Source organism: Actinoallomurus sp. NBC_01490 (genome assembly GCF_036227085.1).
Lineage (GTDB): Bacteria > Actinomycetota > Actinomycetes > Streptosporangiales > Streptosporangiaceae > Actinoallomurus > Actinoallomurus oryzae.
Genome location: NZ_CP109433.1, coordinates 9,982,893 through 10,008,829, shown reverse-complemented (window position 1 = coordinate 10,008,829; position 25,937 = coordinate 9,982,893). Strand labels below are relative to the sequence as shown.

The 25,937-nt window shown below is 71.9% G+C and carries 25 protein-coding genes; 18 read left to right on the top strand and 7 right to left on the bottom strand.

The genetic code is table 11. From position 1 onward, the window contains the following. Nucleotides 1–135: 135 nt before the first annotated feature. Nucleotides 136–507, top strand: a complete 372-nt coding sequence (locus OG417_RS45915) for an OsmC family protein (RefSeq protein ID WP_329243450.1) — start codon at nt 136–138, stop codon at nt 505–507. An 11-nt stretch (nt 508–518) separates the two neighbouring features. Here the strand turns inward: OG417_RS45915 and OG417_RS45910 are convergent, their stop codons facing one another. Next, the gene (locus tag OG417_RS45910; RefSeq protein WP_329243447.1) at nt 519–3,419 is read right to left on the bottom strand and encodes a helix-turn-helix transcriptional regulator; all 2,901 of its coding nucleotides are present in this window, start codon (nt 3,417–3,419) and stop codon (nt 519–521) included. 121 nt (nt 3,420–3,540) lie between these two features. On the opposite strand from OG417_RS45910, the gene OG417_RS45905 reads away from it, so the two are divergent. The 5 genes from OG417_RS45905 (at nt 3,541) to OG417_RS45885 (ending at nt 8,144) form a co-directional block, all read left to right on the top strand. Continuing rightward, complete coding sequence (locus OG417_RS45905) at nt 3,541–4,224, top strand: rhomboid family intramembrane serine protease (protein ID WP_329243444.1); 684 nt, start codon at nt 3,541–3,543, stop codon at nt 4,222–4,224. Between the two features lie 112 nt (nt 4,225–4,336). Beyond that, on the top strand, nt 4,337–4,840 hold the full coding sequence (locus tag OG417_RS45900) for a PadR family transcriptional regulator (protein WP_329243442.1): 504 nt from the start codon (nt 4,337–4,339) through the stop codon (nt 4,838–4,840). After that, nucleotides 4,837–5,565, top strand: coding sequence for an ABC transporter ATP-binding protein (locus tag OG417_RS45895; protein WP_329243438.1), 729 nt, complete (start codon nt 4,837–4,839; stop codon nt 5,563–5,565). Before OG417_RS45900 ends, OG417_RS45895 begins: the two co-directional genes overlap by 4 nt. After that, complete coding sequence (locus tag OG417_RS45890; protein WP_329243435.1) at nt 5,562–7,292, top strand: ABC transporter permease; 1,731 nt, start codon at nt 5,562–5,564, stop codon at nt 7,290–7,292. Before OG417_RS45895 ends, OG417_RS45890 begins: the two co-directional genes overlap by 4 nt. A 78-nt stretch (nt 7,293–7,370) precedes the next feature. Further along, on the top strand, nt 7,371–8,144 hold the full coding sequence (locus OG417_RS45885) for a phytanoyl-CoA dioxygenase (RefSeq protein ID WP_329243432.1): 774 nt from the start codon (nt 7,371–7,373) through the stop codon (nt 8,142–8,144). A 135-nt stretch (nt 8,145–8,279) separates the two neighbouring features. Here OG417_RS45885 and OG417_RS45880 read toward each other — a convergent pair whose 3' ends face one another. After that, complete coding sequence (locus OG417_RS45880; RefSeq protein ID WP_329243429.1) at nt 8,280–8,825, bottom strand: PadR family transcriptional regulator; 546 nt, start codon at nt 8,823–8,825, stop codon at nt 8,280–8,282. Nucleotides 8,826–8,918: 93 nt separating this feature from the next. Between OG417_RS45880 and OG417_RS45875 the strand changes: the two genes are divergently transcribed. Then, on the top strand, nt 8,919–9,854 hold the full coding sequence (locus OG417_RS45875; protein ID WP_329243426.1) for an alpha/beta hydrolase: 936 nt from the start codon (nt 8,919–8,921) through the stop codon (nt 9,852–9,854). Nucleotides 9,855–9,917: 63 nt separating this feature from the next. On the opposite strand, the gene OG417_RS45870 is transcribed toward OG417_RS45875, so the two are convergent. Then, nucleotides 9,918–10,487 (bottom strand): TetR/AcrR family transcriptional regulator, encoded by a 570-nt coding sequence (locus OG417_RS45870; RefSeq protein ID WP_329243424.1) that lies wholly within the window; start codon nt 10,485–10,487, stop codon nt 9,918–9,920. A 135-nt stretch (nt 10,488–10,622) separates the two neighbouring features. On the opposite strand from OG417_RS45870, the gene OG417_RS45865 reads away from it, so the two are divergent. The 3 genes from OG417_RS45865 (at nt 10,623) to OG417_RS45855 (ending at nt 12,403) form a co-directional block, all read left to right on the top strand. After that, nucleotides 10,623–11,249 (top strand): class I SAM-dependent methyltransferase, encoded by a 627-nt coding sequence (locus tag OG417_RS45865; RefSeq protein WP_329243421.1) that lies wholly within the window; start codon nt 10,623–10,625, stop codon nt 11,247–11,249. Between the two features lie 5 nt (nt 11,250–11,254). Then, a complete protein-coding gene (locus OG417_RS45860) occupies nt 11,255–11,635 on the top strand; it encodes a DUF2218 domain-containing protein (protein WP_329243418.1) in 381 nt (126 codons plus the stop codon). Nucleotides 11,636–11,950: 315 nt separating this feature from the next. Then, nucleotides 11,951–12,403 carry a LapA family protein gene (locus OG417_RS45855; protein ID WP_329243415.1) on the top strand — a complete coding sequence of 151 codons (453 nt, stop codon included), beginning with the start codon at nt 11,951–11,953 and terminating at the stop codon, nt 12,401–12,403. Between the two features lie 229 nt (nt 12,404–12,632). Here OG417_RS45855 and OG417_RS45850 read toward each other — a convergent pair whose 3' ends face one another. Both OG417_RS45850 and OG417_RS45845 read right to left on the bottom strand, forming a co-directional pair. Beyond that, nucleotides 12,633–12,911 carry a hypothetical protein gene (locus tag OG417_RS45850; protein WP_329243413.1) on the bottom strand — a complete coding sequence of 93 codons (279 nt, stop codon included), beginning with the start codon at nt 12,909–12,911 and terminating at the stop codon, nt 12,633–12,635. A 603-nt stretch (nt 12,912–13,514) separates the two neighbouring features. Continuing rightward, on the bottom strand, nt 13,515–13,952 hold the full coding sequence (locus OG417_RS45845; RefSeq protein ID WP_329243410.1) for a VOC family protein: 438 nt from the start codon (nt 13,950–13,952) through the stop codon (nt 13,515–13,517). Between the two features lie 152 nt (nt 13,953–14,104). On the opposite strand from OG417_RS45845, the gene OG417_RS45840 reads away from it, so the two are divergent. The 8 genes from OG417_RS45840 (at nt 14,105) to OG417_RS45805 (ending at nt 22,800) form a co-directional block, all read left to right on the top strand. After that, nucleotides 14,105–15,916: an LLM class flavin-dependent oxidoreductase gene (locus OG417_RS45840; RefSeq protein WP_329243407.1), complete on the top strand. Its 1,812-nt coding sequence runs from the start codon at nt 14,105–14,107 to the stop codon at nt 15,914–15,916. Nucleotides 15,917–16,075: 159 nt separating this feature from the next. After that, complete coding sequence (locus OG417_RS45835; protein WP_329243404.1) at nt 16,076–17,209, top strand: hypothetical protein; 1,134 nt, start codon at nt 16,076–16,078, stop codon at nt 17,207–17,209. Between the two features lie 11 nt (nt 17,210–17,220). Beyond that, entirely contained in the window at nt 17,221–18,315 is a 1,095-nt protein-coding gene (locus OG417_RS45830; protein WP_329243403.1) for a hypothetical protein, read from the top strand. Nucleotides 18,316–18,382: 67 nt separating this feature from the next. Beyond that, nucleotides 18,383–19,342, top strand: coding sequence for a deoxyribose-phosphate aldolase (gene deoC, locus OG417_RS45825; protein ID WP_329243400.1), 960 nt, complete (start codon nt 18,383–18,385; stop codon nt 19,340–19,342). A 3-nt stretch (nt 19,343–19,345) separates the two neighbouring features. After that, complete coding sequence (locus OG417_RS45820) at nt 19,346–20,761, top strand: aldehyde dehydrogenase family protein (RefSeq protein WP_329243397.1); 1,416 nt, start codon at nt 19,346–19,348, stop codon at nt 20,759–20,761. Continuing rightward, nucleotides 20,758–21,612 (top strand): aldehyde dehydrogenase family protein, encoded by an 855-nt coding sequence (locus tag OG417_RS45815; protein ID WP_329243395.1) that lies wholly within the window; start codon nt 20,758–20,760, stop codon nt 21,610–21,612. The genes OG417_RS45820 and OG417_RS45815 overlap by 4 nt, the downstream gene beginning before the upstream one ends. A gap of 74 nt (nt 21,613–21,686) precedes the next feature. After that, complete coding sequence (locus OG417_RS45810; RefSeq protein WP_329243393.1) at nt 21,687–22,382, top strand: hypothetical protein; 696 nt, start codon at nt 21,687–21,689, stop codon at nt 22,380–22,382. A 172-nt stretch (nt 22,383–22,554) separates the two neighbouring features. Continuing rightward, the gene (locus tag OG417_RS45805; RefSeq protein WP_329243389.1) at nt 22,555–22,800 is read left to right on the top strand and encodes a DUF2630 family protein; all 246 of its coding nucleotides are present in this window, start codon (nt 22,555–22,557) and stop codon (nt 22,798–22,800) included. On the opposite strand, the gene OG417_RS45800 is transcribed toward OG417_RS45805, so the two are convergent. Together OG417_RS45800 and OG417_RS45795 are read right to left on the bottom strand one after the other, a co-directional pair. Then, nucleotides 22,801–24,270, bottom strand: coding sequence for a glutamate-cysteine ligase family protein (locus OG417_RS45800; protein WP_329243386.1), 1,470 nt, complete (start codon nt 24,268–24,270; stop codon nt 22,801–22,803). A gap of 51 nt (nt 24,271–24,321) precedes the next feature. Continuing rightward, nucleotides 24,322–25,857 carry a hypothetical protein gene (locus OG417_RS45795; RefSeq protein WP_329243383.1) on the bottom strand — a complete coding sequence of 512 codons (1,536 nt, stop codon included), beginning with the start codon at nt 25,855–25,857 and terminating at the stop codon, nt 24,322–24,324. Nucleotides 25,858–25,937 lie beyond the last annotated feature (80 nt).

Sequence of the window (25,937 nt, the reverse complement as noted above, 5' to 3'; positions counted from 1 at the left end):
CCGCGGCCGGCCACCTCGAGCCTGGCCGGGGATCCCCGAGGAGAATGCCCATTATATGGACACTATTTCTCAGAGTATGAACCGGTTGGTTATGATCACGGCAGGTCGGGTTCTTGGTATGACGAGGTGACAGCGATGGTCGAGGCCGCGGCGCTTGCGAAGCCCTGGCAGGTGAGGTTCCGGGCGGGCGGTAACGAGGGCGTCGCCGACACGCTCAAGGAGGGCGTCGGCGGCTCGGCGGGAATGCGGCCGCACGAACTGCTGGAGGCCGCGCTGGCCACGTGCATGACCATCTCGGCGCGGATGGCGCTGGCCGACCTCGGCATCGCCGATGCCGAGGTCGGGGTGCGGGTGCTCCTGGAACGCGAGGAGTCGGAGACGCGGTTCCGGTACGAGCTGGTCCTCGACCCGGGCCTCGAGGCTCACCGGTCCGCGATCGCCGAGCGCATCGCGCGCTCGCCGGTGCGTTCGACGTTGAGCAAGCCGCTGGTCTTCGAACCCGCCTGACCGCCGAGCCGTCAGACGAGGCCCATGCGATGGGCGGTGGCGGCGGCCTCGCCGCGGCTGGACACCTCCAGCTTGGCCAGGATGTTGGACACGTGCACGCTGGCGGTCTTGGCCGAGATGAACAGCTCCCCGGCGATCTCCCGGTTGCTGCGGCCTTCGGCGACGAGACGCAGCACCTCCAGCTCGCGCGGGGTCAGGCCGAGGGACGGACCGCCGGTCTGGCCGCCGAGCGGCACGCGGGCCCGGCGGGCGGACGCCTCGATCCGCTCGCGCAGCGGCCTGGCGCCGAGGCGGTCGGCGAGTTCGGCGGCGCGCCGGAGGCGGGGCGCGGCCCGGTCGCGGTCGCCGTCCGTGGCCGCCGCCCGCCACAGTGCGTAGGCCAGCGGGTACGGCTCGCCGAGGTCGTCCCAGGCCGCCGCGGCGGCGTCCCACCGCTCAGGGCCGTCCCGGCCCTCGGCGCGTGCGGCCTCGGCCTCGAACACGAGTTGCCGCGCGCGCTGCGGCCGTCCGTGCACCGGAGTCCTGTTCGCCTCGTCGCGCAGCCGGGCCAGCAGCTTGCCCGAACGCTCGCCCGGCGCCTCGGCGCAGGCGTGCGCCGCGCCGGCCATCAGCGGCCAGCCGTAGCGGGCGTTGACCGACGGATGCAGCTCTTCGACCACCTGCTCCACGACGTCGAGCGCGGCGGTCAGGTCCCCCTCGGCCACCGTCAGGCCGAGCCGCAGGCACACGGAGGGGAACAGCTCCTGCGTGCGGGAGAACGTCGGCGCGAGGACGGAGTCGAGTGCGGCGGCGGCCCGCGCGGCGCCGGCCAGGTCGCCGCGGGCGAGCGCGATGTCGCCGAGGGCGGCGTGAAGCGACGCCCGGGTGAGCGGCGGCGGGGACAGCTCCAGCGCGTGCTCGGTCACCTCCAGGACCTCGTCCCAGCGGCCCAGGTTGAGCAGCGGCTCGGCCAGGTTGATGGTGAGGAACGCCCCGGACGTACGGGCCTGCCCGTGCTTGCGCGCCAGGGCGATGCCCCGCTGGGCGGCCTCGATGGCGCGTTCGTGCTCGCCGATGCTCTCCAGGACGTGCGACTCGTTGGTGGCCACGCGAAGCATCGCCGAGTCGTCGGCGCCCCGGCGGTAGACCTCCGCGGCCTCGGCCAGGACGGCCAGGTGACGCTCGGCCTCGGTCTCGGGGATGTCGCAGGCAGCGATCGTGGTCAGCGCGTGCGCCTCGACCGTGGCGTCACCGGTCTCCCGGGCCACCGCGAGCGCCTCCGAGGCCAGCTCCCGCGCCTCCTCGGCGCGGTTCGGCAGCAGGTAGAGGTGCTGCGCCAGCGTGGACAGCACGCGGGCGCGGGTGACGCTCGGCGGGTCGACGGGCACGAGGCGCGCGGCCTCGCGCAGGTCGTCCAGTGCGGTGCGGTGGCCCTGCCGGATCTTGAGGCGGCCCCGCTGCTCCAGCACCGCCGCCGCCCGCAGCGGATCGTCGATCTCCTTGAGCGCCTCGCGGGCGAACGCGACGCCGCGTTCGGTCTCACCGGCCAGGTCGGCGGCCTCGATGGCCCGCTCCAGCACGTCGGTGTGGCCGACGCCGAGCCGTTCGGCGGCGTCGGGCACCCGGTCCCACAGCGTGAGGACCCGGTCGATCATCCGGAGCCACTCGGTGTAGGCGGTGGCCTCCTTGGCGACCTGCGCGGCCTGCCAGGCGCTGACCAGCGCCCACGTCGTGTCGTGCGCGGAGTACCAGTGGTGGGCCCGCTCGGCGGCGACGCGCCCCGGCGGCACGAGCGACGGGTCGGCCTCCAGCGCCTCGGCGAACCGCGTGTGCGTGCGCGTGTGCTCACCCGGCAGCAGGTCACCGTGGATCGCCTCGCGCATCAGCGCGTGCCGGAAGCCGTACGCCTCGCCGTCCACGACGAGGACGTTCGCGGCCACGGCGGGCCGCAGCACCCGGGACAGCCCGGTGTCGTCGAGCCCGCTCACCGCCGCGAGCAGCGCGTGCTCCACCCGGTCGCCGCCCGCGCTGGCCACACGCAGGATCTCCTGGGTCTCCTCGGGCAGCCGCTGCACGCTGCCGAGGATCAGGTCGCGGAGAGACTCGGGCAGCTCGCAGTTGATCTCACCGTCGCGGCCGAGCAGGGCCTCCACGAACAGCGGGTTGCCCTCGCTGCGTTCGTACACCTCGTCGAGCAGTTGGGGGGCGGGCTTGCGGCCGAGAATGCCCTGTGCCTGCTCGGCCACGGCGCGGCGCGGCAGCCGGTCGAGGTCGAGGCGGCGGACCCAGCCCGCCCGGCCGAGCTCGGCCAGCAGCGGCCGGAGAGGATGGTCGCGGTGCAACTCGTCCGAGCGGTAGGTGACGATCACCAGCAGGCCGGGCGGCAGGTTGCGGATCAGGTAGCTGAGCAGGTCGCGCGTTGACCGCTCCGCCCAGTGCGCGTCCTCGATGACCAGGACGGCGGGCGTCTGCTCCGTCAGCCGCTCGAACAGCAGCAGCACGTGGTCGAACAGGCGCGTGCGCGCCTCGGTCGTGGCGGCCTCGGTGTCCGGCTCACCGAACTCCGGCAGCAGGCGTGCCAGCCCGCCCGGCGAGCCGCCGGGCAGCAGGGCGGCCACCCCGTCGACGCCGATCTCGCGGACCAGCTGCCGCAGCGCCGCGCTGAACGGCGCGAACGGCAGGCCTTCGGAGCTGATCTGGAGACATCCGCCGATGAGCACGCGCGGCCCGCCGGGGCGGCGGCGCGCCGCCTCGAGAAACTCGCGGATCAGGCGTGTCTTGCCCACCCCGGCCTCGCCGCCCACGAGCAGAGCGGCCGGCGTCTCTCGCAGGGCGGTCTCGAGAAAGGCCAGCTCGGTGGCGCGGCCGACCATGACGGCACTGATTCCCTGCTGGTTGGGCACGTCCTCAAGGATGCCATCAAGGTCGGACAAAACAGACTTAATATCGGACCCTCGCCGGGCCGGCGCCCGTCCCGCGTACGGACATTCGTCCTGCCGGGAGGTGGATCGATGGCTCTGCCGCCACGCGCCGCCGGAGGGGAGAGTGAGTCGCATGACAACTCACGGTCTGCGGCGGTTCCCCCTGGTGACGGCGGTCGTCTTCGGTGTCACGGCGCTGTCGAACGTGGCGCAGTTCCTCGTGCCCGGCATGCTCGCGCACCTGGAACGCGCCCCCGCCGGGCTGCACGGCGACTGGTGGCGGACCGGTACCTCGCTCTTCGTGCAGGACGGCGGTGTGGCGGGCACGGTCTCGAACCTGTTGTTCCTCGTCCTCGTCGGCGCCGTCGCGGAGCAGGCCGTGTCGCGGTCGCGCTGGCTGCTGTGCTACTTCACCGCCGGCCTGGTGGGGGAGTTCGCCGGTTACGCCTGGCAGCCGCACGGCGGCGGGAACTCCATCGCGATCTGCGGTCTGGCCGGCGCCGCGGCGGTGGCGCTCTGGCGGGGTGACGGACGTCTCCCGAGATTCGCCCCGACGATCGTGCTGCTGTGGTGCGCCGCGCTGCTGGCCACCGCCTGGTTCCCGCTGCTGGTGATCGGTCTCGTGGCGGCGATGGCCGCCAGGGTCGCGGCCGAGCGCGGTGTCGCCGTGGGCCGCTGGACGGCGGCCGGCGCGCTGGTCGCGGGCGTGGCCCTGACCGCGGTCCGCAACATCCACGGCGTCGCGCTGCTGGCCGGGCTGGTGGTCGCCGTCGCTCTCGTCCTGCCCGTACGCCGCCGGAATCCGGTCACCGCCTGACCGCGTGCCCTCTCCGGCCGCCGGCGACGCGTGTCGCGCCGGCGGCCGTCCCGATTTGACGCCCGCCGCAGCTAACCGTTACCTATGTAGCTAACCGTTAGAGGTGATTGCCGTGCAGGACGTCGTACTCGCGTTGCTCGCCAAGGAGCCCTCCCACGGCTACGAGCTGCGGGCCCGGCTCCACGAGGCCCTCGGGCCGCTCCGCGACGCGCTCAACGCCGGGCAGGTCTATGTGACCCTGACGCGCCTGGAGAAGGCGGGGATGGTCACCGCCGAGCACGTCGGCCAGGCCGACCGCCCCGACCGCAAGGTCTACGCGCTCACGGCCGAGGGCCAGCAGCGCGTACGGACCTGGCTCGCGGACGTGAGCTGGAACCGGCCGACCGAGTTCCATCTCAAGCTGATCGCGGCCGCCGCGGCCCGCCTGGCCGATCCGGTGGAGCTCGTCGACCTCCAGCGCCGCGAGCTGCTGCGCCGGCTGGCCGACGCACAGCGGGCCGCGCTCGCGGAGCCCGAGGGTTCGGCCGCGGCGCTGCTCCTCGAAGGCGTCGTCCTCCGGCTCGAGGCCGATCTGCGCTGGCTGGACGCCTGCGCCCACTACTGGGAGTCGAAATGACGGTGCTGCGGGCCGTGAGGCTGCGCAAGGAGTACGGCCGGGACGCGGGGCTGGTCCGCGCGGTCGACGAGGTCGATCTGGAGGTGCGGCCCGGCGAGACCGTCGCGATCGTCGGGCCGAGCGGCTGCGGCAAGTCGACCCTGCTGCACCTGCTCGGCGGGCTCGAACGGCCCACCGGCGGCGAGGTGCACCTGGCGAACCGGCGGCTCGATCGCATGTCGGAGACCGACCTGAGCCGCATGCGGCGCAAGGCCCTGGGCTTCGTCTTCCAGGCGTTCCACCTCGTCGATGAGCTCACCGCGCGGGAGAACGTCGAACTGCCGGCCCTGCTCGCCGGAGTGCCGCCGCGTACGGCACGGCGGCGGGCGTCCGCGCTCCTGGAACGCGTCGGGCTGGCCGACCGGGCCACTCACCTGCCCGCGGCGCTGTCCGGCGGGCAGCGGCAGCGGGTCGCGGTGGCCCGCGCGCTCATCGGCCGCCCGCTCGTCGTCCTGGCCGACGAGCCGACCGGCAACCTCGACAGCGCGGCGACCGCCGCGGTGCTGCGGCTCTTCGGATCGCTGCGCGCCGAGGGCCAGACTCTCGTCATCGTCACGCACGACTCGCGGACCGCCGCCACCGCCGACCGCGTGATCACCATGCGCGACGGCGTGCTCGCCGGTGAGACCCGGCTGAACGGCGGAGGCGGCGGCCTCGGCACCCTGGCCGGGCTGGAGGGCTCGTGAGTGTGATCACCCTGGTGGCCCGGCTGGCGCTGCGCGACCTGCGCCACCGCCGTGCCGAGGCGTTCCTGCTGCTCATCGCCATCGCGGCGACGACCACCACACTCACGCTGGGCCTGACCGTACGCGGCGTCGCCGACCGGCCCTGGGATCGTACGCGCGCCGCCACCGCCGGTCCGGACGCGGTGGCGACCGCGGACCACGCGGCCTCGCTCACGCGGCTCGCGCACGCGCCCGGCGTGACGGCGTCGGGCGGCCCGTACCCGGTCGTCTCCGGCGGCCTGCGCGTCCGTGACATCCGCGTCGACGCCTCCGTGCAGGGGCGGGACACCGATCCGGGAGCGGTCGACCGTCCCCAGGTCACCGCCGGGTCCTGGGTGCGCCGCGGGGGAGCCGTGGTCGAACGCGCCTTCGCCGGCGCCCTGCGCGTACGGCCGGGTGAGGAGATCACGATCTCCGGCCACCGTTTCCGCGTCGCCGGGATCGCGGTCAGCGCGGGCCGCGTCCCGTACCCGTCCTCCACGCCGGGTCTGATCTGGGTCACGCGGGCGGACCTGCGACGGATCGGCACGCCGACGGCGCAGGTGATGCCGCTGCGGCTGGCCGACCCCGCGGCCGCGCCGGCCTTCGCGGCGGCGCACCGGGGCGTCCGCTCCTGGCAGGACATGGGCGCGTACGCGACCGCGGAACTGCATCTCGTCGACAGTGCCCTGCTCACCGGCACCTGGGCGCTCGCGCTGCTCGGCGTCGCCTGCGTGGCCGTGCTCGTCGGTGGACGCCTCGCCGACCAGACCCGGCGCGTCGGCCTGCTCAAGGCGGTCGGGGCCTCACCCCGGTTCGTCGCGGTGGTGCTGCTGGCCGAGCACGTCCTGCTCGCGCTGGCCGCGACCGCCGCCGGACTGGTCGCCGGCCGGGCGGCGGCGCCGCTGCTCGTACGGCCGAGCAGCGGGCTGCTGCCCGCCGGATCCCCGCACCTGACGGTCGCGTCGGCGCTGGTCGTGGCCTTGGTGGCGGTGGTCGTGACGGGCGCGGCGACGGTGTTCCCCGCGATCCGCGGCGCCCGGACGACGACCGTACGGGCCCTGTCGGGTCCCCGGCGGACACCGCGCCGCTCACCGCTGCTGATCGCGCTGTCGGCCCGGCTGCCGGTGCCGTTCCTGCTCGGCGTACGCGTCGCGGCGCGCCGCCCGCGCCGGGTGATCCTGGCGACGGCGAGTCTCGCGCTCACGGTCGCGATGGTAGTCGCCGCGATCGCCCTGCACGGCGACATCGCCCGCAAGGACGCCCGGCTGGCCGGGCCCGGGTTCGTCCCGGGCGCGGACAACCCGGTCACCGAGCAGGTCAGTCAGGTCGTGCTGGCGCTGACCCTGGCGCTGCTCGCGCTCGCCGCCGTGAACGCGGTGCTGATCGCCTGGGCGACGTCGCTGGACGCGCAGCGTTTCGCGGGCCTGGCGCGCACGCTGGGCGCGACGCCGCGGCAGGTCACCTTCGGCCTGTCGGCGGCACAGCTGCTGCCGGCATTCGGGGCGTCGCTGCTCGGCATCCCGCTCGGCCTGGCCATCTACTACGCCGCGCGTACGGCGGGCGGCGCCGCCGGGTCGATCCTCATCCCGTACGCCCGGCTGCCCCTGGTCGTGCCCGGCGCGCTCCTCGTCGTGGCCGCTCTCACCGCCGTCCCGATCCGCGTGGTCTGCCGGCGACCGATCGCCCGGGTGCTGGCCGCCGAGTGAAAACCCGTTGCGGCGACCGTGGGCGGCGGGCGAGGATCTCCTGCCCGAGCGGTCGGTTCGGGCGGGAGATGAGTCGCGATGCTGAGCGACGAGCAGGTCGAGGCCTTCGTCGAGGACGGCTTCGTGCGGATCGAGGGCGCGTTCTCGCGGGAGGTGGCCGGGCGCTGTCTGGAGGAGCTGTGGGCGGCGACCGGGTGCGACCCCGCCGACCGGTCCACCTGGACGCGGCCGGTCATCCGGCTGGACGGCTTCGGCACACCGCCGTTCCGCGAGGCGGCCAACACCCCGGCGCTGTACGAGGCGTTCGACCAGTTGGTCGGGCCGGGACGCTGGGTGCCCCGGCAGGGTTTGGGCACCTTCCCGGTGCGCTTTCCCAGCGACGAGCCGCCCGGCGACGACGGCTGGCACCTGGAGGGCAGCTTCCCCGGCCCCGACGGCAAGTACCGCGTCAACCTGCGCTCTCGCGCCCGGGCGCTCCTCATGTTGTTCCTGTTCTCCGACGTCGGGCCGTCGGACGCGCCGACGCGGATCCGGGTCGGCTCCCACCGGGACGTCCCGGCGCTGTTGGCCGACGCGGGGGAGGAGGGGCGAGAGTGGCTCGACCTGTGCCGGGACGCGGTCCGCGCGAGTGAGGGGCGGCCGGAGGCCCTCGCCACGGGATCGGTGGGCGACGTGTTCCTCTGCCACCCGTTCCTCGTCCACGCGGCCCAGCCGCATCGCGGGACCGAGCCCCGGTTCATGGCCCAGCCTCCACTGGATCCGGCCGGCCTGCTCGACCTGTCGGGCGCGGCGCCGACACCGGTCGAGCGCGCGGTACTGGAGGGGCTGGCCTCATCGCGCCGCCGGCTTTAAAACCGCCGGAATCGTGACGGTGGTCATCTCGCCGGAGATCTAGCCCCCGCTCGGGCCCGTGGCCCGCACGCCTTCCCTCGCCGAACTCGACGGTGAATCGGGGCGGGCCGGTCGGGTTCGTCGGGGTTCTCGAAGTCATCGGTCTTCATCGGGGATGACGTCCAGAGCGTCGGGGTCCGCCGCGAGGGCGGCCCAGAAGGCGACCTGAGCCTGTTCCTGCAGGATGCCGAGGGCCAGGACACGCGAGCGCGATCGGGTGGCGGCGTCGGCGGGGTCGAGGGCGGCGTGCCGGGTTCGGTAGAGGTCGAGCAGTTCGCGGTGTCGCGACTCCTGCGCCCTTGCCAGCCGCGTGAGGTCCACGGCGTCGCCGAGGTCGGCGAAGGCCAGCCGGAGCTGTGCCGGGTCACGGGTCTCGGCCTGGGGAACCTCGGCGGCGGACAGCCATGCCCGCAGCGCCTCACGGCCGGCATCGGTCAGGTGGAAGACCCGGCGCCGTCGCCCGCCGGCCTCGGCCTCCTCGGTCAGCAGGCCCATCTCGGCGAGCCTGGGCGGATCGCGGTAGAGCTGGGCATGGGGGATGGGCCAGAAGTAGGCGACGCTCTGCTCGACGCGGGCTTTCAGCTCGTACGGCGTCATCGGACCGTGCCGGGCGATCAGCCCCAGGACGGTGTATGCGGACATGCTCAGCACCACGCGTACCTCCCATTGACATGGTCTCAATGAGACCTTACGTTCGTCACACTGAAACCGTATCAATGAGACTATTGGACCGGCATGTACATCCATCCAGAGCTCACCGGCGTCTTCGCGGCCCTGCCGCGACGGCCCGAGAACCCGTTCGCCGACATCGAGGCCACACGATCGAGTTTTCGCGCGCTGATGGCGCCCCTCGCATCGGCGCGTGATCCCCGGGTCACCGTCCAGCGGCTGTCCGTCCCGGGCCCCGACGGCAACGAGATCTCGATGCAGATCCTCCGGCCCGCCGGGGCGCACGGCGTGCTTCCCGCTGTCCTCTACCTCCACGGCGGTGGTTTCGCCTACGGCGAGCTGGACGGGGCGAGCCCCATGGCGCGCGACGTCTGCGCCGAGGTCGGCGCGGTCGTGGTGAACGTCCATTACCGGCTGGCGCCCGAGCATCGCTTCCCGGCGGGGATCGAAGACTGCTACGCCGCGCTGTGCTGGCTCGCCGGCAACGCCGCCGACCTGGGTGTCGCGCCCGAACGGATCGCCGTCACCGGCGCCTCGGCCGGGGGCTGTCTCAGCGCGGCGCTGTGTCTGCTGGCCCGGGACCGCGGAGGGCCGCGGATCGCCTACCAGTGCCTGCTGATCCCCTGCCTGGACGATCGGACGCGGACCGCCTCGATCCGGCGGATCACCGACGGGCGGATCCCCAACGGACCTGGCATGAGGCACATGTGGGACACCTACCTGGGGTCCGACCGGCTCGACGTCTCGCCGTACGCAGCCCCCGCCCGCGCCACGGATTTGAGCGGCCTGCCGCCCGCGTACGTTCTCACCTGCGGCTTGGACCCGCTGCGGGACGAGGCGCTGGACTACGCACGCCGGCTGATCGAAGCGGACGTTCCGGTCGAGACGCACCACGTGCCGGGTGCCTGGCACTTCTTCGAGGCGCACGCGCCCGGCAGTGCCTTGGCCGGTGCGGCGACCGCGCACTGGATCGCCGCGCTGCGCACCGGACTGCACCGCTGACGGCCGGACCCGCCGTGGCGACGGCCGTGTACGGCGGGAGCCCGGCGTCGCGGAGGAACGCGCTCATCCCGGCGCGGGCCGCAGTCCGGCCAGGGTGACCTCGACGAGCCGGCCGACGGCGTCCGCCGAGGCCATGGCGCCGGCCGCGGTGAGGGCGTGCAGGCAGTAGGTGGCCAGTTCGCCGGCGGGAACGTCGTCGCGGACCGTGCCGTCCGCCGCGGCGTCGGCCACCAGCGCCTGGATGAAGGCGTGCAGACGCTCGTGGGCGCGGGCGACGTGCTCGTCGCGGTGCAACAGCGCCGCCAGGTCGCCGTCGTGGCGCTGGTGGGTGATGGAGGCGAAGCTCAACAGCACCGCCCGCAGCCGTTCGGCCGGATCGGTGTGCTCGGCGACGTCGGTGAGCCGGCGCAGGTGATCGGCGATGTGGTCCTCGTGCCAGGCGGCCAGGACCGACTCGATGTCGGGGAAGTACTTGTACAGCGTCGCCCGGCCGATGCCGGCTCGCTTGGCGACCTGCGACATCGTGAGCGACGCCAAGCCCTGGTCGGCCACCAGCCGCGCGGCGGCCTCCACCGCTGCGTCGCGCACCGCGCGGCGGTGCGCCTCGATCGTGTCCTCCCACAGCTTCGGCACCCTCCGATGATACATACCGCCGATTTATCGACGAGTTGTCTATTGACATAGACACTATGTATCGAATAATCCTTGTAGCGCGATACCTGCTCGGGGTATCCGTCCGCGATCGTCGTCGCCTGAAGGGAGACGTACGTGTCAGATTTCTCCGCGCATCCCGCGCCCCGTCATCTGGACGACCTCTACGCCAGCCCGCCGCCGTGGGACATCGGCCGTCCCCAGCCCGCGTTCGCCGCGCTCGCCGAGAGCGGGGCGATCGAAGGTCGGGTGCTGGACGTCGGCTGCGGGACCGGCGAGCACACGCTGATGGCCGCGGCCCTCGGGCTGGACGCCACCGGCATCGACCTGGCCGCCGGCGCGCTGGAGACGGCGAGGGAGAAGGCGCGGCGCAGGTCGCTCACGGCCCGGTTCCTGCGTCACGACCTGCGGAACCTGCCCGAGCTGGGCGAGACGTTCGACACCGTGCTGGACTCACTGGTGTTCCACGCCCTCGCCGAGGCCGATCGCACCGCCTACCTGGCCGGCCTGCGGACGGTGGTGCCGCCGACGGGCCGCGCCTTCCTGCTGTGCTACGCCGACCGCCGGCCCGGCGAGAGCGGAGCGCCGCACGGACTCGGCCGGGACCAGATCCGGGAGAGCTTCGCGAACGGATGGCGCATCGACTCCCTCGATCCCACCGGCTGCGATTCCATCTCACCTCTCCACCCCGGCGGCATCGCCGCCTGGCTGGTCGCGCTCACCCGCGTCGCGGACGGGAGGTGACGGCCGTGGTGAGCGCACAGGCCCGTGTCCGCACCGACCGGGCCGGCCGCTACCTGGCGCAGCTCGGCGAACACGCCGGCCATCTGAGCGCGCCGGCCTTCCGCCACCCGCGCCGTCACGGCGAGGGCGGTCACGGCCACGGAGGCCCCGCGAAGGTCGTGCGCGCCGAGTGGTCCGGCGCCGACGCGTCGATCGACTTCGGATGGGGCCGCTGCACGCTGCGCGCGACCGATACCGAGCTGATCCTCCGCGCCGAGGCGGCCGACCCGCAGCAGCTCCGGCGGGTGCAGGAGGGCATCACCGCCCGGCTGGAACTCATCGGCCGCCGCGACCACCTCACGGTGACCTGGCAACCGGAACCCCCGGAAATAGCCGATCGGCCCTGACTCATGCGAAAACGGCGGCATGATGTTGTCGCGGCGATTTATGCGCACAGAATTCGGCGATTCTCGTTTATCACGGCTATTGGCGAAAGTGCGTTCGACGGCGCGGGCGACAGTTGCTCTAGGTGAGGATACCGCTACTGCGGAAACAGCGATGAGCTACCGGCCGTATGCGTAGCGTCGAAGATGTTCGATGTTTTGTTATCTCCTATGATTTCCGGCCTTGACCGAATTGCCCATTTGGCTGGAGGGTGTCAGAGGCCGCCGGAGCCCCCCGCTCGCACGGCCCGCGCCCGATCGAGGAGAGGAGAGGACCGTATGGTCTTCCTGGGAGTCATTGTGGCCGTCGTCGCCGTGGTGGTGGGCATCGAGGTCATCGTCCAGAACTCGTCATCCGGCTCGCTCGAGGTCTTCGGCTACCACGTGCCCGGAGTGCACACCGAGTCGCAGGTGTTCGTCGTCGGCGTGATCGTCGCCTTCTTCGCCGGTGCGGGGCTGGCGGTGTCCTGGCTCTCCCTGCTGCGCAAGATGCGGGTCCGCCGCGAGCTGCACGACCTGCGGGAGGAGCGGGAGGAGACGATGGTGTCGCTGGAGAGGAAGAACCAGCAGCTCGAACGCGAACTGGCCCGCGTGCGCGGCCGTGCCACCAGCGCTCCGGTGACCACGGAGGCGCCCGTCTCGCCGGGACGGCCCCGTGACCGGGAACCCGTCTCCCCCGGACGACGCCGTGACCGGGAACCCGTGTCCCCGTTCTTCGACAACCCCGCCTGACGCGGCGGGGGCAGGCGGCCCGCTGCGCCGAGCCGGGCACGCCAAGCCGGGCACAGGGGAAGGGCGCGCGTCGATTCAGGCGTCGCCGGCGGCCAGCGAGAACCGCGCAGCGTGTCGGCCGCGGCCCGGGCGTCCTCAGGTCGGTACCAGCGTGAACCGGCGATCCGTGACCGATCGAAGGCATCCACCGGCCACACGATCCCAGCCGCCGAGCGCCGCCCGCCCACGGTCACGACTCACCGTGCGTGCGGATCACCGTTCGGTGCATCCTGAGCAGGCTCAGTTCGCACATGAGAAAGATGATCCCGAGTGCGGGAAGGACGATGCCGTCCCCTCGGATGAACCGCGCCTGCCACCTCCGATACTCGCCCGCTGAGACGGTCGTCCACGCGTCGTCATTCAAGCCGGACGTCGAAACCTGATACTTGGGGCCGGGCAGAGTACGGGCTTGGCCCTTGTCGATCCCGAGGAGGGCATTGCCGGTCACGATCGCGAGCGTGATGGCCACGACCAGGGCCAGAGCGAGTCGCCGTCGACGAGACGGAGGCGGTGGGTCCACCGGCCTGACGACTCGCCTGCCACGGGCGAACCCGAACACCATGACCCCGGAGACGACCCACCACAGACCGGCGAAGAATCCGATGACCGCCACCGGCGGCCCTATCCGAGCGTCCGTGACCAGCACTCGATCCGAAGGCCACGACACGATGCCGTCGACCAGGCTGACGACGTACAAGACCGCCGCCGCGGCGGCGCAGAGTGCGTCGACCACCGCGCATGCACGGGACCGTAACCGCCACCACGTGAACCGTGTCGCCGGCTGCCCTTTCCGGCTCGCCTGATGTGGGACCGTCACCAGACGCGGCTTGGACAACCGGCGCATCGCTAGCCGCCTACTGAAATGACCACGCGCGACGTCACAACGCCATCCTCCGCGCCGTGGGCCGGGATCGAAAGAACAGGTCCATGTCCGGACAAGCAGTGAACGGCCGACTACCGATAAGCGTCCCATGGCGCGCAGGGACGGAACACTGGCGCCGCTGCGGCCTGAGCGGCCTCCGGCCGGTACCCGGTATGTGAGTACGGCCAGGCGTGTGGTGGAGAACGAGCGTCAAAGGACGCAGAACTCGTTTCCCTCGGGGTCGGCCATGACCACGTGGTCAGGTTTGCCCTGCAATTCTTCTTCGCGTATCACCGTCGCACCGGCGGCGGTCAGTCGCTCGACCGCCTCGATCACGCGAGGCCACCGCACCTCCCACGGAGTGTTGCGGCCCCCGCCGACCTGGACGTCCAGGTGCAGCCGGTTCTTCGCCACCTTCGACTCCGGCACCTGAAGGAACGACAGGCTCGGGCCCGTCTCATCCGGGTCGGACAGCGACGCGCCCTGGTCCCACTCCTCCTCCGGAACGCCGTAATGCGTGAACCATTCCTCCCGGCTTCCGAACCCCACCGGCGGCGGCGCCGGCACATATTTCAAGGCCAACGCCCAGAACTCCGCCAGCCTCGCCGGTTGGGCACAGTCGATCGTCAGGCTCCATTTGATCGCCACGGATCCTCCTTGGCCGAGATGCGCAGACCGTACCGTCCAGATCTGACAACGTCGCCTCCTGCGCGTGGCGTGACCCCCGACGAGCTGATGGCGGAGGCTGCCCGACGGATGGGCGAGCCGGATCGGTGAGCGATCGATGACACGTTGACGCTGTGCCCAGTCGGAGCGACGCCGGCCGGGTATGGGCCAGGTCGAGCGATGTTTCGACGGTCATGGGCCCGGAGGTGGTCAAGGTGCGGTTCGGGATCTTCTATGAGCACCAGTTGCCGAGGCCGTGGGACGACGGGGCGGAGGAGCGGCTCTACCGGGACGCGCTCGAGCAGGTCGAGATCGCGGATCGGGTGGGGTTCGACTACGTCTGGGCGGTCGAACATCACTTTCTCGAGGAGTACTCCCACTCCAGCGCGCCCGAGGTGTTCCTCGCCGCCGCCTCGCAGCGGACGCGGCGGATCCGGCTCGGGCATGGCATCGTGCAGGTGCCGCCGCCCGTCAATCATCCCGCGCGTGTCGCCGAGCGGGTCGCCGCGCTCGATCTCGTCTCCGGGGGCAGGGTCGACTTCGGCACCGGTGAGGCCAGTTCCATGGCCGAGCTCGGCGGATTCGGGGTGCCGCGGGAGGAGAAGCGCGCCATGTGGCAGGACGCCATGGACGCGATCACCCGGATGTTCGTCGAGGAGCCCTTCGCCGGCTGGGACTCCCCGTACCTGCGGATGCCGCCGCGCAACGTCATCCCCAAGCCGGTGCAGAAGCCGCACCCGCCGCTCTGGGTCGCCTGTTCGCGGCGCGAGACGATCCACTTCGCCGCCCGGAACGGGATCGGGGCGCTGTCCTTCTCCTTCGCCGAGCCCGAGGACGCCGGCGTCTGGGTCGATGAGTACTACCGTCTGCTGAACTCCGAGGAATGCGTTCCGGCCGGGTTCGCGGTGAATCCCGGCGTCGCGGTCGTGCTGCCCATGATGTGTCACGAGGACGAGGCGACGGCGATCGAGCGCGGTATCGACGGGGGGCACTTCTTCGGGTTCGCGCTCGCCCACTACTACGGCACCTCCCCGCACGAGCCGGGCCGTACGAGCATCTGGGACGACTTCGTCCGCCACCGCGAGGAACGGGGCTACTCGCGGCGGATCGTGGGCGCCGCCGACGCGCCGCTCGCGGTGCGGATCACCGAGGCCGGCCTCGGGTCGCTGCGCGGGGCGGTCGGGACGCCCGCGCAGGTGGCCGAGCTCGTACGGCGGTACGAGGCCGTCGGGGTCGACCAGGTCATCTTCGTGCTCCAGGCCGGTCCCAACCGGCACGAACACGTCTGCGAGAGCCTCGAACTGGTCGGCGAGCAGGTCATCCCGCGGTTCGCCGAAGGGCGGGACGAACGCGAGCGGGCCAGGGCCGAACGCCTGGCGCCGGCGGTCGAGGCGGCTCTCGCGCGGCGGGAGCCGCCCCGCCGGCAGGCCCCGTACCGGATCGACGAGGCGGCCGAGCTCGCGCGGGCGCGCAGGCCGCGGGCGACGGCGCGCGACTTCAGGGCGACGGCCCGTACGGCGGCCCGTGCGGAGATCCGTGCCCGTGGACGGCGGACGCTGGCCCGGCTCGTCGCCGCCCGTTCCGACGACAGGCTGGAGCGCCGGTTCGGGCCGGCCGCGCAGCGGGTGTTCTTCGCCGGCATGGTCCGTGCCTTCGATCCACGGATGGCCATGGGCTTCGAGGGCGAGCTGGAGTTCCGCCTGCGCCGGGGCGAGGAGGAGACGCCCTGGACGATCGAGATCCGCGACGGAAGGGCGCGCGTACGGCCGGAGCCGGCACGCCGTCCCGTGGTGAGCATCCGGATCGGCGCCGCGGACTTTCTCCGTCTTCTGACGGGGGAGAAGCAGGCTCCGGCCCTCGCCCTCGACGGCAGGCTGGAGATCGACGGCGATATCGCGTTCGCCCCGCGCGTCGGAGAGATGTTCGGCGGCGTCTCACCGTACTGAGGCTCTCGCCGTACTGACCGGAGCGCCGAGAAGCTCATATCAGTGAATTTCCACCTTCGTCCTCATAACGTTTGCCAACCATTCACCTTCCGGCGGCGTCAAGTTCTCGTACGCCCGTTTCGTCCGGGCGTCGGGAAATTGGGCAATGGAGGACATTGGATGCGAAAGACGCTGATAGGCGCGGGATTGGCCGCCCTGATCGTCGCCGCCGGGTCGGCACCGGCCGGCGCCGCCGATCAGGAGGGGTGGCGGGTCACCTACCTGAGCCCGGACACCGGCTACGACGGCTACGGCCTGTACGACGTCGCGGCCACCGGCCCGCAGGACGCCTGGGCGGTCGGCTCGCGGCAGCAGGGCGCCGGCAGCACCGGCGCGCTGCTGCGGTGGAACGGCACCACCTGGTCCGCCGTCACCGTTCCCGGCAGCACGGGATCCTTCAACAGCGTCGGCGGATCCTCTCCGAAGAACGTCTGGGTCATGGGCGCGACCTACGACGGCGTCCAGACCTCGTGGCACTGGAACGGCACGTCCTGGACCTCGGCACCGACCGGTTCGTACGACGTCGCGGACATCGCCGCGCTCGGCCCGAAGAACGTCTGGGCGGTCGGCAACGACGACGAGGGCGGTACGGGCGAGGGCAAGGCCCTGCACTGGAACGGGCGGAAGTGGAAGCAGGTCGCGATGCCCTTCACCGCGCGGAAGGTCGGCGCGGTCGCGGCGCACGACGTGTGGGCCGTGGGCGACGTCGACGACCAGCCCGCGGCGGAGCACTGGGACGGCACGTCGTGGACGGCCTCGCCGCTTCCCGAGGTGCCGATCCCGGCCGGTGAGAGCGGCTTCTCCTACTTCAACGACGTCGTCGCGGAGTCGAGCGACAACGTCTGGGCGGTCGGCCGGCTCTACTGGGGCGGCGGCGAGGAGCTCAAGAGCGTCAAGAAGGCCGGGAACGCCACCCTCGCCGAGGCCGAGCACAACCAGCCGGTGATCATGCACTGGGACGGGAGCGAGTGGAGCCTGCGGCTCGGCGCCGACGGCGACTTCGCGCTGAGCGCGGGCGCCGACGGCCAGGGCGGCATCTGGTACTCCGGCTTCAACGGCACCTTCGTCCACGTCGCCGCGGACGGCACGACCACCACCGCCCCCGTCGCCACGACCGGTGGGCGTCAGGCGCCCAGCATCCGGCAGGTCGCCGGGGTCCCCGGCGGCACGACCATGCTGGCCGTCGGCGAGATCGCGCCCGTGCCCGGCGGTGACGACCAGTCCTGGGACGGCGTCGTCGAGCAGTACCACTGAGAGGAACCCCCATGCGACGAAGCTTGACCGCGCTCACCGCGGCGCTGGCCGCCACCGCCACGGTCACCACGGCGGCCACCTCCCAGGCGGAGCCCAGGATCAAGGCGGCCGCCACCTGGAGCGTCACCCAGACCAACACCCTGCCGGGCGAGGACGGCATCAACGCGATCAGCGTCGCGCCGACCGGGAGCACCTGGGCGGCCGGTTACCAGGCCTCGAACGGCAAGAACGTCCCGCTCGTCCAGCACCTGCTGAACGGGAAGTGGACCACGGCCAAGAGCCCGAGCAGCGCGCTGGGCGAGATCGGCGCGCTGTCGGCCTCGTCCAGCAAGAACGTCTGGGCGTTCGGCACCACCGACGCCGGCGCGTTCGCCGCCCGCTGGAACGGCACCGCGTGGAACCGCACCACGGTGGGCGCGAACAGCTACAACGTCCTGGACGCCAGCGCCCTCAGCGCCTCCAACGTCTGGGCGGTCGGCGGTGATGGGACCCGCACCGCCATGCACTGGAACGGCAAGAGCTGGGCGAAGGTCGCCCTCCCGGCGCCCGCTCGTACGATCGCCGGGGTCTCCAGCACCCATGTGTACGCGGGCGGCACCTACAAGAGCCAGCCGGCCGTCATGCACTGGACCGGCTCGGCCTGGAAACTCGCGGCCACCCCGAAGCTCACGCTGCCCGAACCGGACGCCATGGGCGTGATCAGCGACATCTACGCCCCGTCGGTGGGCGACGTCTGGGCGTCCGGCGGCGTCGAGTGGTCCTGCGGCGTGGACGGCGACGACACCTGCACCCGGCCGATCCTGCTGCACTGGAACGGCAAGAAGTGGTCCTCCCGGACCTTCTCGCAGGGGTACGGCGGCTACACCCGGGTCACCGGCGACGGCGGCTCCGGCGTGTGGCTCCTGCGAGGCGCGTGGGACCCGCAGCTGACGCACGTCGTCGGGGGTTCGGTGACCGACGTGACCGCGCCGCGCCCGTCCGGCCACGACATCAACCTCACCGCGCTGGCCGTCAAGGGCTCGACCGTGTGGGCGGGCGGTGTCGCCTACCCCGAGGGCGATCCGGACGACCCGACCGGTAACGGCGTCTACCTCGCCACCGGCTGATTCCACACAACCTGCCAAAACGGGTCCGGTGCGCTCGTACCGGGCCCGTTTTGTGCCCGAGGGTCCCATGGGCGATGCTGTGTGCGTGTCAACGGAGACTCTGCCGGGCCTTGTCACCGGCACCGCCGAGCTGCGCCGGTTCCTGCACGGGCTGCCGGGCGTCGACCAGGTGGGCGCCGAGGAGCGTGCCGCGCGCCTCGCGACCCGGTCGATCAAGAAGTCGGCCAAGGCGGAGGCGATCGACCTCGCCATCTCGATGGTCGACCTGACCACGCTCGAGGGCGCCGACACGCCGGGCAAGGTCCGCGCGCTGTGCGCCAAGGGCATGCACCCCGACCCGGGCGACGCGAGCGTGCCCAAGGTGGCCGCGATCTGCGTCTACTCCGACCTGGTGGCCGAGGCCGTACGCGCCCTGACGGGCAGCGGCATCGGCGTGGCGAGCGTCGCCACCGCCTTCCCGTCCGGACGGGCGCCCCTCGACGCCAAGCTCGCCGACACCCGCCGCGCGGTCGACGACGGCGCGAGCGAGATCGACATGGTGATCGACCGGGGCGCGTTCCTCGCCGGTGACTACGCCAAGGTCTACGACGAGATCGTCGCGATCAAGGCCGAGTGCGGCGAGGCGCACCTGAAGGTGATCCTGGAGACCGGCGAGCTGGTCACCTACGACAACGTGCGCCGGGCGTCGTGGCTGGCCATGATGGCCGGCGCCGACTTCATCAAGACCTCCACCGGCAAGGTGAGCCCGGCCGCCACGCTGCCGGTCACCCTCGTCATGCTCGAGGCCGTACGCGACTACCGCGCGCGTACGGGCCGCCAGGTCGGGGTCAAGCCGGCCGGCGGCATCCGGTCGACCAAGGACGCGATCAAGAATCTGGTGCTGGTCAACGAGACGGCCGGGCCCGACTGGCTGACGCCCCGGTGGTTCCGTATCGGTGCCTCATCGCTCCTCAACGACCTGCTCATGCAGCGCCGCAAGCTCACGACCGGCGTGTACGCGGGTCCCGACTACTTCACCCTGGACTAGCAGATGTTCGAGTACGCGCCCGCGCCCGAGTCGCGCGACATCGTCGACATCAAACCCTCCTACGGCCTGTTCATCGACGGGGAGTTCGTCGACGCGGACACGTCGTTCAAGACGGTCAACCCGGCGAGCGAGGAGGTCCTCGCCGAGATCGCCGAGGCGAGCGCCGCCGACGTCGACCGCGCCGTCACCGCCGCCCGCAGGGCCTACGACGGCGTCTGGTCGCGGCTCCCGGCGGCCGAGCGGGCCAAGTACCTGTTCCGCATCGCCCGGATCATCCAGGAGCGCTCTCGCGAGCTGGCGGTGCTGGAGTCCATCGACAACGGCAAGCCGATCCGCGAGTCGCGCGACGTCGACCTCCCGCTCGTCGCCGCGCACTTCTTCTACCACGCGGGCTGGGCGGACAAGCTGGAGTACGCCGTCCGTGATCCGCGCCCGCTGGGCGTGGCCGGCCAGGTCATCCCCTGGAACTTCCCGCTGCTCATGCTGGCCTGGAAGATCGCTCCGGCGCTGGCCTGCGGCAACACCGTGGTCCTCAAGCCCGCCGAGACGACCCCGCTGACCGCGCTGGCGTTCGCGGAGATCTGCCGCCAGGCCGACCTGCCGCCCGGCGTGGTGAACATCGTCACCGGCGCGGGAGAGACCGGGCGGGCCCTGGTCGAGCACGACGGCATCGACAAGGTCGCCTTCACCGGCTCCACCGAGGTGGGCCGCCGGATCGCCCGCTCCGTCGCCGGCACCCGCAAGCGGCTCACGCTGGAGCTCGGCGGCAAGGCCGCCAACGTCATCTTCGACGACGCCCCGCTCGACCAGGCCGTCGAGGGCATCGTCAACGGCATCTTCTTCAACCAGGGCCACGTCTGCTGCGCGGGCTCGCGGCTCCTCGTGCAGGAGTCGGTGGCCGAGGAGCTGCTCGACCGGCTCAAGACCCGCATGGCGACGCTGCGGGTCGGCGACCCGCTGGACAAGAACACCGACGTCGGCGCGATCAACTCCGCCGCGCAGCTGGAGAAGATCCGGATGCTGTCGGAGGTGGGGGAGAAGGAGGGCGCGACCCGCTGGTCGCCGCCCTGCGAGCTGCCCGACCGCGGCTTCTGGTTCGCGCCGACGGTCTTCACCGGCGTCGCTCAGTCGCACCGCATCGCGCGGGAGGAGATCTTCGGCCCGGTGCTGTCGGTGCTGACCTTCCGCACGCCGCAGGAGGCCGTGGACAAGGCCAACAACACCCCGTACGGGCTGTCGGCGGGCGTGTGGACCGAGAAGGGCTCACGGATCCTGTGGATGGCCGAGCGGCTGCGCGCCGGGGTCGTGTGGGCGAACACCTTCAACAAGTTCGACCCGGCCTCGCCGTTCGGGGGATACAAGGAGTCCGGCTTCGGCCGTGAGGGCGGACGTCACGGACTGGAGGCCTACCTGCGATGACCGACCGGCTGAGTGTGCGCAAGACGTACAAGCTGTACATCGGCGGAGCCTTCCCGCGATCGGAGTCCGGCAGGTCCTACACCGTGAACGACGCCAAGGGAAACCTCCTCGCCAACGCCTCACGCGCCTCCCGCAAGGACGTACGCGACGCGGTGGTGGCCGCCCGCAAGGCTCAGACGCCCTGGGCCGCCCGCACGCCGTACAACCGGGGGCAGATCCTCTACCGGGTCGCCGAGATGCTCGAGGGACGCCGTGAGCAGTTCACCGACGAGCTGCGCGCCACCGGCCTGGCCAAGAACGCGGCGCGCGCCGAGGTGGAGGCGGCCGTCGACCGCTGGGTCTGGTACGCCGGATGGGCGGACAAGGTCGCGCAGGTCACCGGCGCGGCCAACCCGGTGGCCGGCCCGTTCTTCAACTTCTCCACACCCGAACCCACCGGCGTCGTCGGCATCATCGCCCCCGACGGCCCCCTGCTCGGTCTGACCTCGGTGCTCGCGCCGGTGATCGTGACGGGCAACACGGCGGTGGTCGTGGCCGCCGAGCCGGCGCCGCTGCCCGCGGTCACCCTCGGCGAGGTGCTCGCCACCTCCGACCTGCCGGGCGGCGTCGTCAACATCCTCACCGGCCACCGCGCCGAGCTGGCACCGTGGCTGGCCTCGCACATGGACGTGAACGGGCTCGACCTCACCGGCGCGGGCGAGGAGCTCGCGGCCGAGTGTGAGAAGGCCGCCGCGGAGAACCTCAAGCGCGTCCTCCGGCCCGCCGGAAACGACTGGACGGCCGATCCGGGCACTGTCCGGATGACCACATTCCTGGAAACAAAGACCGTCTGGCACCCGGTAGGCGTGTAGATCTTCGCCAATTGTGGAATAGATCCCCCCGAAGCTGATCGACACGGGGGGATGGATCAGTGCCCACTAATACGATGACGCGTTCGTCCGCCCGCCGTTCAACGGCGAGCACGAGCCGTACGAAGTCCGGCGGTGCGAAGAAGACCACGGCCGCCGCCAAGAAGACGACCGGCAGCACGGCGCGCAAGACCACGTCCAAGCCGGCCGCCAAGTCGACGAAGGCCAAGTCCACGTCGGCCGCCAAGCCGTCGGTCACTCCTGCGGCCGCCGCGACGCGAGTGTCGTCCGCGGCGACCAAGGTGTCGTCCGCGGCGACGAAGATGACCGACGCGGCGAGCAAGGCGACGTCCTCGGCGCAGGCGATGAACACCGCCATGAAGACGATGAACACCGCCACCAAGGCGCTCATGACCGCTGCCGACGCGCTCACCAACGCGGCCAAGACCATCTCGGCCATCAAGCCACCGGCCGCCGCCAAGCCGGCCGCGGGCGGGCGCAGCACCACGGCCCGCACGACCTCCGCGGCGAAGAAGACCACCGCGAAGGCGGGGACGACGGCGAAGCGGACCACGGCGGCGGCGAAGAAGCCGACCGGGGTGAAGGCCACCGCGAAGAAGGCCACGAGCAAGGCCAAGACGACCGCCAAGAAGGCGGCGGGCAAGGCGAAGGAGGCCGTTCCAAAGGAGGAGTCGGCGTCCGCCTCCCGGCCGCAGCCGGAGAGCTCGGGCGGTTTCCTCAACGGTCTCGTCGGCAGCCGCAGCCCGCTGTGAGGCCCGGTCGCTAACAGGCCGGGTCCGCTGAGCACGGGGCCCGGTCCGGCCGATGGTCAGGAGGGACCGCGGCCGCAGTGGGGCCGCGGCGGGGGTCGAGTATGCCCACCGGCGGTGTGAGTATGCCGTGGGCACGGCAGCTGTCAGACTGTCGTCTTGAGGTGATCTGAAGATGCAGGACAGCGAGATTCTCGGCCGGATCCACAGCCTGGTGGATGAGGAGCACACACTCCGCGAACGCCTGCAGAAGGGCGACCTGGCCGCCGAGGAGGAGCATCAGCGGCTGCGGAGCCTGGAGGAGGCCCTCGACCAGTGCTGGGACCTCCTGCGCCAGCGACGCGCCCGGCGCGACGCCGGTGAGAACCCGGACGAGGCCTCGTCCCGCTCGGCCGGTGAGGTCGAGGGCTATCTTCAGTAACTAGCCGATCGGCCAGGTGTGGACCGGGGCGTTGGTGTGCATGTGCTCGAGGTAGCGCCGCACCATCCGGCGCAGCGCCTCCTGGCGGTCTCCGCCGATCGCGCGCACCGTGCCGGCCTGCCACGTCGCGCCGTTGCGGCGGGCCAGGCACCGCTGTTCGATGATGCCGAGCAGCCGGTCCCGTACGACCCCGTCGACGCCCCAGCGGTCGAGGCCGGCGGCGGCCTGCGGCAGGAGCAGGCGCAGCACCAGGTCGGTCACCGCCACCTCGCCGACGCCCGGCCACACCACCATGGCGTCCATCCCGTACCGCGCGCCGCGGCGCAGGTTGCCGGCGGCGGCGGCGAACGGCATGCGGTGCCACGGCGGGCGCTCCTCGTCGGCCAGAGCGCGGATGAGGCCGTAGTAGAACGCGCCGTTCGCCAGCGTGTCGGCGACGGTGGGCCCGGCGGGCAGCACGCGGTTCTCCACCCGCAGGTGCGGACGGCCCTGGGCGATGTCGTAGACGGGGCGGTTCCAGCGGTAGATGGTGCCGTTGTGCAGGGTGAGCTCGTTCAGGCCCGGCGCGTCGCCGCGGGCCAGCTGGTCCAGAGGGTCGCCGTCGTCGCACACGGGCAGCAGGGGAGAGAAGTAGCGGCTGTTCTCCTCGAACAGGTCCAGCACCGAGGTGATCCAGCGTTCGCCGAACCACACGCGCGGCCGTACGCCCTGCTCCCTCAGCTCCTTGGCCCGCGTGTCGGTGGCCTGCTCGAACAGCGGGATCCGGGTCTCGGCCCACAGCTCGCGCCCGAACAGGAACGGTGAGTTCGCGGCGAGGGCGGCCTGGACACCGGCGATCATCTGGGAGGCGTTCCAGTACGCCCCGAAGTCCTCGGGGGTCACCTGCAGGTGGTACTGGACGCTCGTGCACGCCGCCTCGGGCGAGATGCTGTCGGAGTGCGTACGGAGCCGCTCGTGTCCGTCGATGTCCAGGTGCAGGGCCTCGCCGCCGCGTGCGGTGATGATCTGCTCGTTCAGCAGCCGGTAGCGGGGGTTGGCGGACAGGGTCTCCTCGGTGAGATCGGCCTCGCGCAGGGTCGGCAGGATGCCCACCAGCATGAGCCGGGCGCCCTGTTGCCGGGCACGGGCGTCGGCGTCGTTCAGCGTGTCGCGGACGGTCTGCTCCAGCGCGCCCAGCGCCTTGGCGGCCAGCGGGAAGGGCGGGAGGTTCACCTCGATGTCGCACTGGGCGAGCTCGGTCGACCACTGATCGTCGGCGATCGCGTCGAGGACGGCCGCGTTCCGCATCGCCGGCCGTCCCCGGTCATCCACGAGAGTGAGCTCGATTTCCATGCCCATACTGGGCGGTTCGGGTGCGAACCGGGAGTCTCGCAGCATCGCTGCGAACGCCTCCAGGCAGCGCTGCACTTTTTCGCGATAACGCCGCCGATCTTGTGTGGAGACGGTGATCGCCGCTACGTCCCTGCCCATACGTGCCTCCGGGATGTTGCTCTCACAGTGGCACGAATACCCGTAAATCTCCTAGGTCAAGACGGTGACGATCGCCTGGCGATCCGCCTCCACGGTTTTGCGGAGATTGTTGTGAACGGTGTGGCAGTTCTTCAGTGCGTCGGTAATGGTTTCGGTCTGCCGCGCGAGCCTTTCCTTGTTGTGCTCGGCCTCCTCGCGGGCCCGCGACCGATCGAGTCGCAGCTTGATCCAGATTCCCGCGCCGACGAGGATCCCCACGGCGCCCACGACGGCCGCCGCCGGCACCCCGGCCACGATCGTGAGCACCAGCACCACGACACCGGCGATCGCCACGGCCATGCCGAGACGCTCACCCGTGGGGCTGATCGTGGCGGCCTCGTCGATGCTCGCCTGGGCCTCGGGCAGCGCGGGCGCGCCATCCACCCCGACCCGGAGCGGATGGCCGTACAGGCGCACGTCCACCGCCTTGGGCGGCGCCACGGACGCGCGCTCGGCCAGGCCTTCGGCGATCGAGCGCAGCCATCGCGCGCCCACTCTCGCCGCCAGCGCGCGCGGGCCCGGCGCGGACCGGGAGAACAGGTCGCCGCGCAGCAGCTCGAGCGTCTCACCGGCGGGGGCGTCCCAGGCCGGCGGCTGCTGCGCGCCGCCCGTCTCGATGATGTCGCGCAGCTCGCGGGCGCGCGCCATGAGCTCGCGCTCTTCCGGGGCGCCCTCGTCCACCAGAGTGATCAGCAGGCTCACGAAGTCGGCGGCCGGCTTCGCGTCGACCGGCTGGAGCGCCTCCTCGACCTTTCGCCGAAGGTTCGCCAGGCGTCCGGCCATGACCGAAGGCTCGGTCAGCGCCGGTATGTTCTGCAGCTCACGCGGCAGCCTGGCGCGGCCCTTGCGGCCGTCGGCCTTGCCGTCGACCGCCTGACGCCACCGCTCGCGCTCCAGGTCGGCGGCCTCGCCGGGCATCTCGTCGATGACCTCGGTGAGCCGCCGCTCGATGTGGGCCGCGCCCGGCGCGCCGAACGCGCCGTCGGCGCAGGCGATCCACAGCTGCCGCTGCACCGCGGTCACCGTCGTGCCGAGAGACGGCAGTGACCGCGACAGCCACGGCACCGCGTCGACGTACCGGCCGGCGGTCGCCAGCCCGAGCGTGAGGAACAGCGTGGTGCGGTCCTCGTCGAGGGCGATCGCCTCGGCGGTGAACTTCTCCGCCGTCTCGTCGTCACCCCTGATGAGGGCGGCCAGGCCGTCGGCGGCCGGCTTCAGCCAGTAACCGGGGCAGTCGTCCACGTCGAGCGGCGGCGGGTCGCCGGCACCCTGGGCCAGGCCGTTGAGGAGACGGCGCGTACGGTTCCGGACGTCCGCCTCCCGGTCGAACATCGCCATCTCCAGCCGGACGTCCGAGAGTTCGACGAACGCGTCGAAGGACTTGGCCAGCCGGTCGAGACGGCGTTCGAGCGTGCCCTGGACCTGCGACAGCCGCGACTGCAACGCCCGCGACCGGGACGCGGCGTAGCTGTAGGCGGCCTGTACGTCCCCCTGGAGCTCTTCGATCCGGCGGTTCTGCTTGTAGTCGACCCACCAGTTGTCGCTCACCGGTTCTCCTTTACCGGGCCCGTGAGCAGCAGACTGCTGCGCTTGCCGGTTCGCTCGTGCACGTGCCCTCCTCGCCGCAT